The organism is Thalassorhabdus alkalitolerans, assembly GCF_042656525.1.
In the GTDB taxonomy this organism is placed as follows: domain Bacteria; phylum Bacillota; class Bacilli; order Bacillales; family Marinococcaceae; genus Thalassorhabdus; species Thalassorhabdus alkalitolerans.
This window is the reverse complement of record NZ_JBHSOZ010000002.1, coordinates 346,859-360,896: the sequence shown is the minus strand read 5'-3', so window position 1 is coordinate 360,896 and position 14,038 is coordinate 346,859. Positions and strand designations below refer to the sequence as shown.

Sequence of the window (14,038 nt, the reverse complement as noted above, 5' to 3'; positions counted from 1 at the left end):
AACATAAGAAACCTGGAGAAGCGCGTGGCATCAGGTGTTGGCGCAGATGAAATATTACAGAGCTTGAGGGGTGCCAGGCACCCTCCCCGGTTGTAACATAAGAAAATGGGAGAAGCGCGTGGCATCAGGTGTTGGCGCAGATGAAATATTACAGAGTTTGCGGGGTGCCAGGCACCCGCGTCGGTTGTAACATAAGAAAATGGGAGAAATGCGTGTGGTCAGGTGTTTGCGCAGATGAAATATTACAGAGTTTGCGGGGTGCCAGGCACCCTGCCGTCTCGTGCCTGAGGCAGCAAAAATAAACGGGTAACTATAAAAGTTGCTGACAAACCAGTCAGTTTTATATATAATCATTGTATAAAGAATTTTCTAATTATTTAAAATTGTAAGCGTTAACATTGTTTAGGAGATTGTCTATGGGGAATAAAACATAGGTACTAAATTTGAAATAAGCCTGAAATATCTTGCTTGATCACAAGAGGGGAGATTGCACGTGATGATGTTTTGGAAAAAGAAAAGCCTTCACTACCAACTAGCCAATCAGCTCCCGTTAAACACGCCATTAGAGAACATGTCGTTTACCGTTTTTGACACTGAAACAACAGGGTTTTCTATCGGAGGGAAAGATCGGCTCATTGAAATAGGGGCTGTCCAAGTAGAAAACATGAGTGTCACCGATAGGACCTTTCAAACCTTTGTGAACCCAGAGCGAGAAATCCCGGAAAGAATTGTAGAACTAACTGGCATTAATGAGGGACAAGTAAAGGATGCTCCTAATTCTCTTGAAGCTATTGAAGCCTTTTATAAATACGTTGAAGAAAATGACAGCGGAGGATGGGTTGGTCATTATCTAAGCTTTGACGTAATGGTCTTAAAAAAAGAATTACAACGGCATAAATTTACTTTTGATGAACCATTATCAGTTGATACGTTAGATTTGATCGGGTATTTAAACCCATCTTGGGATATGAGAGATCTTGAACATTATGCTAAGCAATTTGGAACAAACATATATCAAAGGCACAGTGCTTTAGGAGATGCTTTAACAACGGCCCACCTCCTTGTGGAGATATTTCACCATCTTAGGATGCGAGGAAAAAGAACACTCGGTGACATCATCGATATTACCTGTAAAGAAAACGGAAAAATACTTCAATTTTAATAAGAGTAAACCACTGGCTTATGCCAGTGGTTTTTTACGTATATCAAGGTGCCAGGCACCGCAGATGGTCTGTAATAAAGAAAAAGGAGAGAACGCCCCATCCCCAAGGGTTACAACGTGAAGGAGGCGAACATAAGATGACAGGGGTCCATAGGTGCCAGGCACCGCAGATGGTCTGTAATAAAGAAAAAGGAGAGAACGCCGCAGCCCCAAGGGTTACAGCGCAGAGAAGGCGAACATAAGATGACAGGGGTCCATAGGTGACAGGCACCGCAGATGGTCTGTAATAAAGAAAAAGGAGAGAACGCCGCAGCCTCAGGGGTTACAACGTGAAGTAGGCGAACATAAGATGACAGGGGTCCATAGGTGCCAGGCACCGCACCCCAAGGCACCGCACCCCAGAGGCACCACCCCAAAGAGGCACTCCACCGCGAGGGTGTTAGGCACTTATTTAAAGGAAAGCCTTGTCCTGCTTGAGTTTTTGGTATATATACGCCCACTCGTTAATAAACTGTAACAAATCACCAAGAATGGAGTAGGAGGCGAGTGGTTGTGCACGATTACATCAAAGAACGAACTATCAAGATTGGGAGGTACATTGTGGAGACTCGCAAGACTGTGCGGACGATCGCCAAAGAGTTTGGGGTTTCGAAAAGCACCGTCCACAAAGACCTGACTGAAAGGCTTCCTGAGATTAATCCTGAACTGGCAAATGAAGTAAAGGAAATTCTTGAATACCATAAATCGATCCGCCATCTTCGAGGTGGAGAAGCAACTAAAATTAAGTATAAGAAAACCCAAGATAGATCCTCTGTGCAAACAGAACCTACTATTTAAGTAACAGAACCCTCTCAATTATCTCCCCTTAATAAGCTTCCAACGTGCCCCCTGCATGCGTCTCCTATGTCCACCATAGGTACGTTCATAGCTCTTCGTGTGTCCAAACCGTATCTCACCTCTTCGAATAATCAGACACACAAGACATTAGTATTCTATTAAACATTACATTTGATAAATAATCAGTTACGAAGGTTGTTATACAACCATAAAGCCGGGTCTGGCCCTTTTGTCAGGCCCTTTTGCGTGAGCAAGAGGTTTCCATTTATCGTTGAACCGGCCTGTATGAAAAGAAAAGAGGCTCTTCCAATTCCTTTGCTCCACCCAAAGATATCTACCATTTGTTCTTACTTCATATATAGATCATTTCCTCTCTTTTATTCCTGACAAATAGAGGACGATGAAAAAAAGTAGATTATAAAGATAGAGAGCCTCCGGGGAGAGGAGAGAAAGTGAGGTCCTCCCTCTGCCGCGCCCACATCTTGGATCTCTGGTCATCCGTATATTTTTGTAAAGCTTACATAGATATACACAGGAGTACAGGTCAATTCTTTACAAAGGAATACAGTATACTATGAGCGCGGTAGAAATGGTGTAAGTTAAATGAGAAAAGAGAAGGTGCCGGTTGCTTCGTGTTCCATTTGACTTTATTCCATGTCGTGCCATCCCTGGCTGGTTTGCCGATCACCCTTTTACAACCCATATTTTCACTCCCTCCCGTCAGGGAGTTTTCTTACGTTTGCAGGTGGATTCCTAAGGTAAAAGACTCCCTGATTTTCAATCATGAAAATCAACATTTTAAAAAAGGCCGAAAAGGCCGGCATCACGCGCAACACCAAGCTCTGTTTTTTTCCACGCAAGAGTCCCGTGATAAAATAGAAGAAAGAATCAGGTGCTGCGGCTCAAAACAAAGCGGGAAAACAATGAATGACCGGCCTGTCTGCTTAAGACAAGCCCAGCTTTCAAGCCAGAAAGGTAGGTAGAAAAAAGGATGACAAACATTTTCGCCCATAGGGGAGCTTCAATCACTCACCCGGAAAATACAATGACTGCTTTTCAGGCAGCTGTGGATGCCGGGGCTGAAGGTATCGAACTTGATGTGCAATTAACAAAAGACGAAGAAGTCGTAGTCATTCATGACAATACAGTAAACCGGACGACAGATGGGTTTGGCGCAGTTCATGAGCTGACAGCAAAGGAAATTTCCAAGCTTGACGCTGGTTCATGGAGAGATGCTTCCTTTCGAGGAGAAAAGGTTCCTTTGTTAAAAGATGTTCTGGAATGGCTTACAGACAAAGACATTCTTATAAATATAGAATTAAAAAAGCATAAACCAGGGTATGAAACTCTGGCCAAAAAAGTAACAGATGTAATCAAGGAGCATAACGTTCAAAAGAAGATCATCCTTTCTTCCTTTTACCATTCAATCATGGTTGACCTTCACCAGAATCACCCTGACATAGAAAGCGCACTTCTTGTAACAGCTGGCCTTTATGATCCCCTGTCTTATATGAAAAGCACCGGCATCACATCCTTACATGCCAATGTAAATACAATAACAGTAAAAGAAATGCAGGAACTTCAACGTCACGGGATAAAAGTGCGAGTGTATACAGTGAACAATCCTATTGAAATCAAATGCTGCATTAAAGCTGGCTTTGATACAGTGATGACAGACGATCCAGCAGCGGCTGTCAAATTACGTAACAGGCATCTTGAAGACAAAAAGACTACACAAAACCCTCGTGATATCTAGGTCTTTCCTATGAGATATGGAATAAAAGATAATTTTCCCAATGAAGACAATTTTTCAAAATCAATGGTTGACTTTTGTTTCTGTTTCCATTTATTTATGATAAAATTACAGATTAGAGAAGAGCGTATGCCGGTATAAAAACGGAGAGATAAGAAAACAATAACTAAAAAACGCCTTTTTGCATCCTACAGAAGTCACGTTTTTTGTGGTGGCTCCTTTTAGTGATGTGTTTTCAATGAGTATGGATATATTTTGGTTGTAGATTAAGGGAGGAGCGACAAAGAAAATGGCCAGAGATATTGGGATAGATTTAGGAACGGCAAACGTTCTAATACATGTAAAAGGCCGAGGAATTGTACTGGACGAGCCATCAGTAGTTGCAATTGAGAAACAAACAGGACGGGTCATGGCAGTAGGGGAAGAAGCTTTCCGAATGGTCGGCCGTACACCTGGCAACATTGTAGCCATTCGCCCTATGAAAGATGGCGTCATTGCAGACTTTGAACAAACGGAAGCGATGCTCAAGCACTTTTTAAATAAAATTAATGTAAAAAGCATGTTTTCTAAACCAAGAATTCTTATTTGCTGCCCGACAAACATTACATCGGTAGAGCAAAAGGCAATCAGAGAAGCTGCAGAGAAAAGCGGCAGTAAAAATGTGTACCTTGAAGAAGAGCCAAAAGTAGCAGCAGTAGGCGCAGGCATGGATATCTTCCAGCCAAGCGGCCACATGGTTGTAGATATCGGCGGAGGTACAACCGATGTAGCTGTACTTTCTATGGGCGATGTCGTCACGGCATCCTCTATTAAAGTAGCAGGCGATCAATTTGATCAGGACATTTTAAATTACATTAAAAAGAAATACAAACTTCTTATTGGTGTTCGTACTTCTGAAGCCATTAAGATGGAAGTAGCTACTGTATCTCCAAGCGGACGGGAAGCGGAAATGGAAATTCGCGGACGTGACATGGTCAGCGGTCTGCCACGCACGATTTCTATCACGGCTTCAGAGATTTATGGCTCGCTCATGGAATCAGCAAGCCACATCGTCCAGGCGGCTAAATCGGTATTAGAACGAACTCCTCCAGAACTATCGGCTGATATTATAGACCGAGGGGTGATCTTAACTGGCGGAGGGGCTTTAATTCACGGAATTGATGAGCTGTTAGCTGATGAATTAAAGGTTCCTGTGATGATCGCGGAAGAGCCAATGCATTGCGTGGCAAACGGTACAGGAATTATGCTTGAAAATCTTGACAGACTATCAAACAAGAAAGCAACGTTATAAATAACTTCGGGTCCCTGATGCAATTGGCATGGGACCTTTTTTTATAGGAGAAAAGAACGGAAAAGCAGGAAAAACTTTGTTCATTGTCGAAGCATGTAGCAGTATGGTTGTGATTAATCTTTTTTCTCCTTGATTCCTTGAAAAAGTAAGAAGAATAGCCGATATAATAGAAAGGATCTTTTTTTCTTACAAAACAAAACACCAGATAGGTAAGCCGTATGACATAGGACCGAATGTAGATGACAGGTTACACAATCTCTTCATGATGGCTGGGCATATGACCTGATCCTGTGAACGTTGGACTGGCTTATCCTTACACGCAGAACAAGACTGAATGAATGTACATAGCATTAAAATCTATATCCTAACCATAGACAGCTCGAGAGAACGAAGGAGGACCACATCCATGCTAAGAGGTTTTTACGGAGCTGCTGCCGGAATGATTACTCAGCAGCGCCGCACAGAAATGCTGACGGAGAACATGGCAAATATCAACACACCTGGGTACAAAGGGGATCATGCTTCAATTCGGTCTTTTCCCGAAATGATGATCTCTGCCCAAAATACAGCAAGTATGCCGCCTAATCAGGCAGCACCGATTGGGACGCTTGCCACTGGAGTCTATATGCAGGAAAGAACTCCTAATTTTACGCAAGGGGACTTGCGGGAAACAGGGAACAGCACTGACATTGCCTTACTGCAGGGAAATATGCCGGTAAATGAAGAAACAGGACGTGCGGGCGCCTTATTTTTTAATGTAACAAATGAAAACGGTGAGCAGCGCTACACTAGAAATGGCAGCTGGACTGTCGACGGAGATGGGGCACTGGTCACAGCAGAAGGACATTATATCCTTGGGACTGACGGAAATACCATTAATGTCGGAAATGAGCATTTTATCGTGGGGGAAAATGGGGTAATAGAGACTGAAGAAGGAATGATCGCTGGGCAAATCGGAGTAGCTTTTGCTGGAAATCCTGAATCCCTGGTAAGAGAAGGAGGAGGCCTTTACCGTCTTGGTGAAGGGGAAGGTGAACTGCCAGATGCCCTTGAGGTAGAAGAAGTCAATTTTCAGCTGAATCAAGGGTTCCTGGAAGGGGCTAACATAGATGCTGCCCAAACCATGGCCGAGATGAACAGCGCTTTTCGAACGTTTGAGGCTAACCAGAAGGTTCTTCAAGCCTATGATCAAAGCATGGACAAAGCAGTCAATGAAGTAGGGCGCCTTGGTTGATCATAGAGTAAATTTCCCGGGAAATGTACATCTTGCAGGCAAGCATGGCAAATAAAGTTTGCCTTTGAACAGGAACAAGAGCAGCACAGCAAGACATACTACTTATCCAAAAAGGTGTGACCTTTATGAATACATCAATGATTACCTCCTCTGTTACCATGGGCCAGCTCCAGCAGCAGCTTGATACGATCTCCAACAATCTTGCCAATGCTGACCGCACAGGGTATAAGCGCAGAGAACATTCCTTTTCCGATCTTTTGGCCCAGCAGGTTAATAACCAGAGTGCACAGCAATATGAAGGAGGACGGTTAACTCCTTTGGGCATTCGTGTGGGCAGTGGAGCAAAGATAGCACAGACAGCACTTCGCATGGAGCAAGGCAGCATTCAACAAACAGAACGTTCCTTAGATTTTGCATTAACAGACCGTGAAACCTTCTTTCCTGTTCAAGGAGAGGAAGGGGAAGTCCTCTATACGAGAGACGGGGCTTTCTACCTTTCGCCAGACCCGGCAAACCCTGATCAGCAGGTGATTGTGACAGGCGATGGAAACGAGCTTCTTTCTGGAGAAGGAACTCCTTTTGTTGTTCCAGCTGGCACCCGAGACTTCCAATTAACGAATGAGGGAATGATGGAAGCCGTACTTGCTAATGGAGAGTCAGTAAACATCGGGGAATTGGAGCTTGCCCGCATCACAAAACCCCAGCTTTTAGAAGGAGCAGGCGGCAGTATGTTCACTCTTCCGGACCTTGCTGCTCTTGATATTGAGGCTGAAAATGTGATAGAGTTGGTAGCTGGTAACGAAGCTCAAGTGCAGCAGCGTGCACTTGAGCAATCGAACGTTGATTTTTCCAAAGAATTTGCTGATATGCTTAACGCTCAGCGTGCGTATTCATTTAATGCAAGGTCTGTCAGTCAAGGAGATCAAATGATGGGTCTTATCAATAATCTTCGATAGAAGTAACTTGCAAAAAAACTTTGATTTACTAATCAAGGAAGACGAGGAATTGCCATGAGTAACGAAGCGGAAAACAAAGAGGCTCGTTTGCGAGCAGAAAAAAGAGACGAAAAGGCTAATGTGGAAAGTAAGGACAACGATGTAAAGTGGTGGAGGATTGGTCCGCGCATTCGCTTAATTCCAATCTGGCTTCGCCTGGTCATCGTTTTTGTGCTTCTTTTTATCAGTTTAATTATCGGCCTTGTATTCGGCTATAGTCTTCTTGGAGGCGGAGAACCTACTCAGATTCTGCGATGGGAGACATGGCAGCGTCTCATTGATTTTGTAAACGTAAGAGAATAAAGTGGAACCTTTGCTCACGGAATAAGCAGGCAAAAGGAAGACTCCGGGGAAAGGGGTCTTTCTTTTTCTACGATATAAAAAAGGGTGTGCATACATATGCTAAATATTGATGAAATCAAAGAAATTATTCCTCATCGTTATCCTTTTCTTCTTATTGATAAAGTAGAAGAAGTGGAAGAGGGCAAGATGTGTACAGCAATCAAAAACGTTTCTGCCAATGAAGAGTATTTTAACGGTCATTTTCCTGACTATCCTGTGATGCCCGGTGTCCTCATTATTGAAGCGCTGGCTCAAACAGGAGCGGTAGCGATTTTGAAAAAAGAAGAAAACCGCGGTAAAATTGCTTTCTTTGCAGGAATTGACAACTGCCGTTTTAAAGGACAAGTAAAGCCTGGCGATCAGCTCCGCCTGGAAGTCGAAATGACTCGTTTGCGTGGGAAAATAGGAAAAGGCAAAGGCACTGCCAGTGTAGACGGCAAGGTTGTCGCTGAAACAGAATTAATGTTTGCTTTGCAGGACGCTGAATAAAACCCAACTCATCTATATTGATAGCAGAAGCTATGAATATAGATGTTTTTTATTTAAGGGCAGTTTGCCACAGCTTTCTCGTGAAAACGTATGGTGGCTTTCTAGAAATCAACAATTCCGCTGCATGATGGGATGTTTTTGTTTTGGTGCAAGGGAGCTTCCAACAACAAAGTATTTTGCCAGGATGGAACCTATTCTAAACTTTGTATATAAAACTATCACAGTTGTTTATCTTTTCTGCATTTTTACCGATAGTACTATTAGAGATGCCTTCTTACTGTGTAAAACAAAAAAGAGAGGAGGAGCTGGTATGAAGCAAGGGCAAAGTCTTCATTTAAATAAAGAAAAGATATTTAAAGAGCTATCCTTTGACTCTGAGAATATTTGGAGAATATTTTCCCACATGAATGATGGACTTGTCATTACGGATTACAAACAGAGGATAATTATGGTTAATCCAGCTTACGAAAAAATGACTGGATATACATACGAAGAAGTTTATGGAAAGAATCCTAAATTTATCAGTTCGGGAAAAACCTCCAGAGAAGCGATTATTGAAATGTGGGACCACTTGAATACAAAAGGGACATGGACAGGGGAACTTTTTAATAAAAGAAAAGACGAGGAAGAATTTTGTTCCTTTATGACGGTCACTCATGTAAAAAAAGAACCGGAAAGCGACTCCTTTTTTATAGGAATAATGAGGGATATAACCGAACGAAAAAAAGCAGAGGAAGAAGCATCTTATCTAGCCCATCACGACAGCTTAACCGGCCTGCCCAACCGCATGGCATTTGAACAAATGGTGGAAGAAGCGATAGAAGATGGGCAAGGAAAAGGAACAAAGCTTGGGATTTTATTTTTGGATTTAGATCGCTTTAAAAGAGTAAACGATTCCTTTGGCCATCAAAGAGGGGATGTACTTCTCCAGGAAGTGAGCAGGCGGCTTTACGCAGCGGTCAAAGATCACGGGAAAATAAGCAGATTTGGCGGGGATGAATTTACAATTCTTGTTGAAGACACAGAAGAGAAAGAAGAAACCGCTGTGTTACTGAACAAGATTTTTGATTCTCTAAGAGTCCCGGTACGTCTGGAAGGTCAGAACCTTTACCTGACAACCTCAATTGGTGTCAGTTTTTATCCCGAGCATGGAGAAAGCGTGGAAGAGCTGTTAAAGAATGCCGATTTTGCCATGTACCAGACAAAGGATGAAGGCAGAAATAATTTCAGTTATTATCATGAAGCAATGAAGGATCACTCTATGGAGCAGTTTAAGCTGAGTAATCAGCTGCAGGAAGCATTGGAAGGCGAACAGCTGGAAGTCTACTACCAGATGCAAATGGATGTATTAAGCGGTGAACCACACGGTGTGGAAGCTTTAATTCGCTGGAATCATCCGGAGAAAGGCACCCTGTCTCCCGCTTTGTTTTTACCCTTGGCAGAAGAGAACGGATATCTTCATGAGTTTGATGAATGGGTACTGAGAAAAGCGTGCATACAGGTGAAAAACTGGCAGATGGAAGGATTTTCCAATCTTTCAGTTTCTGTTAATGTATCTCCTCCTTTTTTTGAAAGTGATCATTTTGAAACCATTGTTAACTCTGCTTTACAGGAATCGGGCTTATCTCCGGAATGTCTGTGCATTGAAATCACCGAAAACAATGCCATTGCAAATTTAAAGGAGTCCATCAGAAGAATTAGAAGGCTGAAACATAAGGGAGTCAAAGTGTCTCTCGATGATTTTGGAAAGGGATATTCTTCACTTACTCAGCTAAAACAGTTCCCTGTTGATATCGTAAAAATTGATCAATCCTTTGTAAGTCAAAGCAATGGTAACGACGAAAATGCGGCCATTGTAAAGATGGTGATTGATATAGCTAAAATGATGAAATTGCGGGTTACATGCGAAGGGATAGAGACTCTGGAACATTATGATCTTGTAAAAAAACAAGGATGCGACTTTGCACAAGGATACTATTTTAACCGTCCAGTAAATAGTGAAGAGTGCCGTGAATTGTTAGCATACATGAACAATACTAAGCAATTTTAATGTATTTAAAGTATATGTGATGCTTTCAAACTTGAGAAACATATGAAAGATAAAACACCTTAATATTGTACTTTTTACACAAGATCGTGTGAAAATGTAAAAGACATTCAAAAAGAAGCGAAACTCATAGACGACCACTTCACCCTCTGATAGCATAAGAATCAGCTAATCACACAAGACAGATTAGCCCAACCAAACAAACCAATCATTAAATATCCAAGGAGGATTATAACATGAATAAAAAACTACTTTATACTGGAGCATCTGCACTACTTGCAATGGGAGTACTAGCTGGCTGTGGAGACGCTGGCGAAGATGAAAACGGTCTTGACGACAACGGTGTAGGTGAAGAAGAAGAAGCAGACGTTGAAATCGAAGAAGGCGACGACGAGCTTGAAATCGAAGATGAAGAAGATGGCGACGACGTTGAGCTTGACGAAGAAGACGACGTAGAGCTTGAAGATGAAGAAGGCGACGAAGAGGAAGGCGAAGCTGACGATCTTGACGTTGACGAAGAAGGCGAAGATGAAGAGCTAGAGCTTGATGAAGAAGAAGACGAAGATCTTGACGCTGACGAAGATGCTGAAGAAGACGAAGACGCTGAAGAAGATGAAGACGCTGAGCTAGACCTTGACGAAGAAGAAGAAGAGTAATTAATAGTTACCCCCTATTAATGATAAAAAGAGGCACCCATCGCGGTGCCTCTTTTTTTTGTATTCATTGGGGTGCCAGGCACCCTGGGAGAATGTAACACTCCTGTAACAATTGAACACATCCAATCCCTGGTATATAAGGTTTTTCATGTTATTAAGCCTTTGGGGTGCCAGGCACCTTCCCCTTCACAAACTATCTTCCTAGTATCTTTCTATAAGAATCCTGTGTGAGAAAGAGGAAGAAGAAGAAAAGGGAAATTTCATATACTCGCAACAGTAAAAATTACTTACTTTTCCTAAAATTTGTTATATAATATTTCCAAACATACATTCTATATAAGGGGGCTCATCATGGTCGCTCGTTATGAAACTTCTATTGAAGTAAGCATCAATTGTAAAAGCATCAATGAAGATATATGGGGAGAAATGTATGACCTTCTTTTTAATTATACAAACGATTTACCAAGAGGAAAGAACGATCTTTTTTTCAACACCGACAACACACAGGTTTGGGTGTCTCCGGATAAAATATTTGTGAAAACCCTTCACTCATTTTCCACGGATACAGTCATTATTTATAGGAACCTTATGAAGTATCGCGTAAGTGACTCTCCATTAATTGCGCTAGGAGTTTGTAACGAGAAAGGTAAGCTCCTTACTCCTTTTATCATGGACATTATCGTGCTCCTAAAAGCTAATCTCCCAAAAGTAATACTGTGTAAAGGATACCTGCATCCCGAAGATTGGAAGGAATCTATGATGAGATTACACGACATGGGTTACCTGTAAGAATTAGGTGGATCCCATTTTTCTGTGCTGAAAAACTGTAAATCTGCTAATGCGGGGTACATTTGGTGAGCTCCTACATATACTGTGTTGTATGTTTACCTTTCAACCTAAAAAGGTAAAAAAGTGATAGATAGAGAGGAATGTGCTAGAATAATAGCAACTCATTTATTACCTTTGAATCAAAGGGGAGACCAGCTAAGTATGCTACTGACAAACGAAGATAAAAAACATCTTTTAAAGATACTTGCTCAAAACCAGCGACGTGTAATGGCATCGAAAGAAGATCGTGCTAAGTCAAAGGCAGTTTATGATAAAATTTATCAAAGCTTGCGCAATGAAGATATCAATAAAGACCACCAACGTGGGAGAATGCTATAAGCCGGAATCCGCTTCCGGCTTTTTTGTGTGGCGCTAATTAAGGTGCCAGGCACCCGCCTGGGGGTGTAACAAAACTCGCGTGAATCCCCCGCAGTGCAGGGAAAAGTATATTACAACCTCCAGTGGTGCCAGGCACCCCCGATGCACCCCCCTAAGGCACCTGCCAAAAAAAGCACGCTCAAGAGAGGCAGCTTTAAGAAGGGTACCTGGGCTATATGCCTATTTTATTCTTTCAATCTAGCACTTTTACCACTTTTTCCCCTATAATAGAGACACATAGAATGCATAAGAAGTGTCTTCTTATCTTTACATCAATGATTAGTGTTAACACACTATTTCTAAAGCCAGGTAGTCGTCTGGTTTTTTATTTTTCAAAAAGCTACAGGCAATGGAGGACATAATATGTTGTTAACTAAAGGGTTAGAAAGCGATGATGTGAGAGAACTGCAGGATATTTTAAAAGAAAAAGGCTATTTTACATATGATGAGTCTACAGGTCATTATGACCAGGATACTGAAGAAGCGGTTAAGGCCTACCAGAGAGACCACGGGCTGCGTATTGATGGCATGGCAGGTCCTGAAACCTTCTACGCTTTGTTGAATGGCGTACAGCCCGTAGATCCTCCTCTGCCGTCTTCTAAACCAAAGGTCCAGCTTCAGGCAGCTAGTTCATTTTCTGTGCTGGAGCCAGGTTCAGAAGGGAAAATGGTAAAATCTCTTCAGAAGAAGCTAAAAGATCTAGGCTATTATAAGCGCAAAATTAGTGGAACTTTTGGCAGGAGCACAAGTGAAGCGGTGAGGAGCTTTCAAAAAAAGCAAAATCTTACACCTGATGGGGTAGCCGGGCCTGAAACCTTTGCTCTGCTTCGTGCCATCCACCAGGCGGACCACGGGGGAGAAGTGGAAAGCGATTCAGCTGCGGCTGAGCCAATAGAAGAGGAAACTCATTATACACCGGTTCATAATTTTCATACTGAACTTTTGCAGCTAGGAGTAAAGGGAAACGGAGTATCAAGGCTGCAAAACACACTCAAGGAATATGGATTTTATAGCTACGCGGTGACAGGAATTTACGGAGAACGAACTGAAAAAGCAGTGAAAGATTTTCAACATGCTGTAGATATAGAAGCAGATGGCATCGTTGGGGAAGAAACTCATGAGAAGCTGGCAGCATACGAGCCTCCGAAGGATACAGGAGAAAGCCAGGCAGAAGAAATTCCAGAAACCGATGAAAATGAAATAGGAAAAGAATTAAAAGTAGGTTCTCATGGGGAAGATGTCTCCAAGCTGCAAAAAGCACTGCAAACGTTAGAGTATATAAAAATGGAGCCTACAGGCATATACAGCTCAGTTACAGAAAAAGCAATAAAGCTTTTTCAGCGTGAACACGAGGAATTGGTCGTAGACGGCGTAGCAGGGGAAAAGACTTTATCAAAAATAAACAAGGTTCTTAAAGGTGAAAGTGAAGAAGAGGTTCAAAAAAAAGAACCTAACGTTATTCCTCCTCCTAGTAAAAGGTTAAAAGTCGTAGACTTAATTGCGAAAGCTTCCGACTATCTTGGTGTCCCATATGCCAGGGGAGGGAAAGACTCTAATGGGTTTGATGGAATAGGGTTCGTACAGTGCGTTTTTAACGAACAAGGAACAGAATTGCCAGAAACGATCGAAGGAATGTGGGAAGAAGGAGAAGTAATAGAGAATCCCACGGTAGGAGATGTCATCTTTTTCGAACTGAATGGACCCGGGCCTTCTCAAGTGGGAATTTACATAGGCGGTCGGCAGTTTACCTATGCTGGGTCATCGACCGGAGTGACAATAGCTGACCTGGACTCCATATATTGGAGTGAGCGTTACATAGGAGCAAGAAGATATCATTTCTAAAAAGAAGCAGGCCATCATGGCCTGCTTCTTTTCTGATAGACATATTTATGAAGGGTGCCAGGCACCGATGGGAGGATGTAACAAAAACGCGTGAATGCGCCCGCTGCAGTAGGAAAGATATATTACAGCCATGGATGGTGCCAGGCACCGCCGGGAGGGTGTAACAAAAACGCGTGGCCTAGCC

13 protein-coding genes are annotated in these 14,038 nt (G+C 42.5%); all 13 read left to right on the top strand.

Annotated features, from left to right (window positions below; genetic code table 11):
• The first annotated feature begins 499 nt into the window (after positions 1-499).
• Entirely contained in the window at positions 500-1,162 is a 663-nt protein-coding gene (locus tag ACFPU1_RS01680; protein ID WP_100400941.1) for a 3'-5' exonuclease, read from the top strand.
• A 552-nt stretch (positions 1,163-1,714) separates the two neighbouring features.
• On the top strand, positions 1,715-1,999 hold the full coding sequence (gene spoIIID, locus ACFPU1_RS01675; protein WP_054637802.1) for a sporulation transcriptional regulator SpoIIID: 285 nt from the start codon (positions 1,715-1,717) through the stop codon (positions 1,997-1,999).
• 991 nt (positions 2,000-2,990) lie between these two features.
• Positions 2,991-3,755 carry a glycerophosphodiester phosphodiesterase gene (locus ACFPU1_RS01670; RefSeq protein ID WP_385937815.1) on the top strand — a complete coding sequence of 255 codons (765 nt, stop codon included), beginning with the start codon at positions 2,991-2,993 and terminating at the stop codon, positions 3,753-3,755.
• Positions 3,756-4,041: 286 nt separating this feature from the next.
• Positions 4,042-5,043 carry a rod shape-determining protein gene (gene mreB, locus ACFPU1_RS01665; protein ID WP_054637805.1) on the top strand — a complete coding sequence of 334 codons (1,002 nt, stop codon included), beginning with the start codon at positions 4,042-4,044 and terminating at the stop codon, positions 5,041-5,043.
• A gap of 406 nt (positions 5,044-5,449) precedes the next feature.
• Positions 5,450-6,277 carry a flagellar hook-basal body protein gene (locus ACFPU1_RS01660; RefSeq protein WP_385937812.1) on the top strand — a complete coding sequence of 276 codons (828 nt, stop codon included), beginning with the start codon at positions 5,450-5,452 and terminating at the stop codon, positions 6,275-6,277.
• Between the two features lie 125 nt (positions 6,278-6,402).
• Complete coding sequence (locus ACFPU1_RS01655; RefSeq protein ID WP_385937809.1) at positions 6,403-7,233, top strand: flagellar hook-basal body protein; 831 nt, start codon at positions 6,403-6,405, stop codon at positions 7,231-7,233.
• Between the two features lie 54 nt (positions 7,234-7,287).
• Entirely contained in the window at positions 7,288-7,575 is a 288-nt protein-coding gene (locus tag ACFPU1_RS01650) for a DNA-directed RNA polymerase subunit beta (protein WP_054637807.1), read from the top strand.
• 96 nt (positions 7,576-7,671) lie between these two features.
• Positions 7,672-8,103, top strand: a complete 432-nt coding sequence (gene fabZ / locus ACFPU1_RS01645) for a 3-hydroxyacyl-ACP dehydratase FabZ (RefSeq protein ID WP_054637808.1) — start codon at positions 7,672-7,674, stop codon at positions 8,101-8,103.
• A 310-nt stretch (positions 8,104-8,413) separates the two neighbouring features.
• On the top strand, positions 8,414-10,153 hold the full coding sequence (locus tag ACFPU1_RS01640) for a sensor domain-containing protein (protein ID WP_385937805.1): 1,740 nt from the start codon (positions 8,414-8,416) through the stop codon (positions 10,151-10,153).
• Positions 10,154-10,386: 233 nt separating this feature from the next.
• Positions 10,387-10,806 (top strand): hypothetical protein, encoded by a 420-nt coding sequence (locus ACFPU1_RS01635; RefSeq protein ID WP_385937802.1) that lies wholly within the window; start codon positions 10,387-10,389, stop codon positions 10,804-10,806.
• Between the two features lie 351 nt (positions 10,807-11,157).
• Positions 11,158-11,595, top strand: coding sequence for a hypothetical protein (locus tag ACFPU1_RS01630; protein ID WP_385937800.1), 438 nt, complete (start codon positions 11,158-11,160; stop codon positions 11,593-11,595).
• Positions 11,596-11,796: 201 nt separating this feature from the next.
• Positions 11,797-11,973: a hypothetical protein gene (locus tag ACFPU1_RS01625; protein ID WP_385937797.1), complete on the top strand. Its 177-nt coding sequence runs from the start codon at positions 11,797-11,799 to the stop codon at positions 11,971-11,973.
• Between the two features lie 402 nt (positions 11,974-12,375).
• The gene (locus tag ACFPU1_RS01620) at positions 12,376-13,854 is read left to right on the top strand and encodes a C40 family peptidase (RefSeq protein ID WP_385937794.1); all 1,479 of its coding nucleotides are present in this window, start codon (positions 12,376-12,378) and stop codon (positions 13,852-13,854) included.
• Positions 13,855-14,038 lie beyond the last annotated feature (184 nt).

What these genes read in the sequence shown, in the direction of transcription:
- ACFPU1_RS01630 (WP_385937800.1), top strand. Translation starts at nt 11,158, where the DNA reads ATGGTCGCTCGTTATGAAACTTCTATTGAAGTAAGCATCAATTGTAAA.
- ACFPU1_RS01625 (WP_385937797.1), top strand. Translation starts at nt 11,797, where the DNA reads ATGCTACTGACAAACGAAGATAAAAAACATCTTTTAAAGATACTTGCT.
- ACFPU1_RS01655 (WP_385937809.1), top strand. Translation starts at nt 6,403, where the DNA reads ATGAATACATCAATGATTACCTCCTCTGTTACCATGGGCCAGCTCCAG.
- mreB (WP_054637805.1), top strand. Translation starts at nt 4,042, where the DNA reads ATGGCCAGAGATATTGGGATAGATTTAGGAACGGCAAACGTTCTAATA.
- ACFPU1_RS01635 (WP_385937802.1), top strand. Translation starts at nt 10,387, where the DNA reads ATGAATAAAAAACTACTTTATACTGGAGCATCTGCACTACTTGCAATG.
- ACFPU1_RS01640 (WP_385937805.1), top strand. Translation starts at nt 8,414, where the DNA reads ATGAAGCAAGGGCAAAGTCTTCATTTAAATAAAGAAAAGATATTTAAA.
- ACFPU1_RS01650 (WP_054637807.1), top strand. Translation starts at nt 7,288, where the DNA reads ATGAGTAACGAAGCGGAAAACAAAGAGGCTCGTTTGCGAGCAGAAAAA.
- ACFPU1_RS01620 (WP_385937794.1), top strand. Translation starts at nt 12,376, where the DNA reads ATGTTGTTAACTAAAGGGTTAGAAAGCGATGATGTGAGAGAACTGCAG.
- ACFPU1_RS01660 (WP_385937812.1), top strand. Translation starts at nt 5,450, where the DNA reads ATGCTAAGAGGTTTTTACGGAGCTGCTGCCGGAATGATTACTCAGCAG.
- ACFPU1_RS01680 (WP_100400941.1), top strand. Translation starts at nt 500, where the DNA reads ATGTTTTGGAAAAAGAAAAGCCTTCACTACCAACTAGCCAATCAGCTC.
- ACFPU1_RS01670 (WP_385937815.1), top strand. Translation starts at nt 2,991, where the DNA reads ATGACAAACATTTTCGCCCATAGGGGAGCTTCAATCACTCACCCGGAA.
- fabZ (WP_054637808.1), top strand. Translation starts at nt 7,672, where the DNA reads ATGCTAAATATTGATGAAATCAAAGAAATTATTCCTCATCGTTATCCT.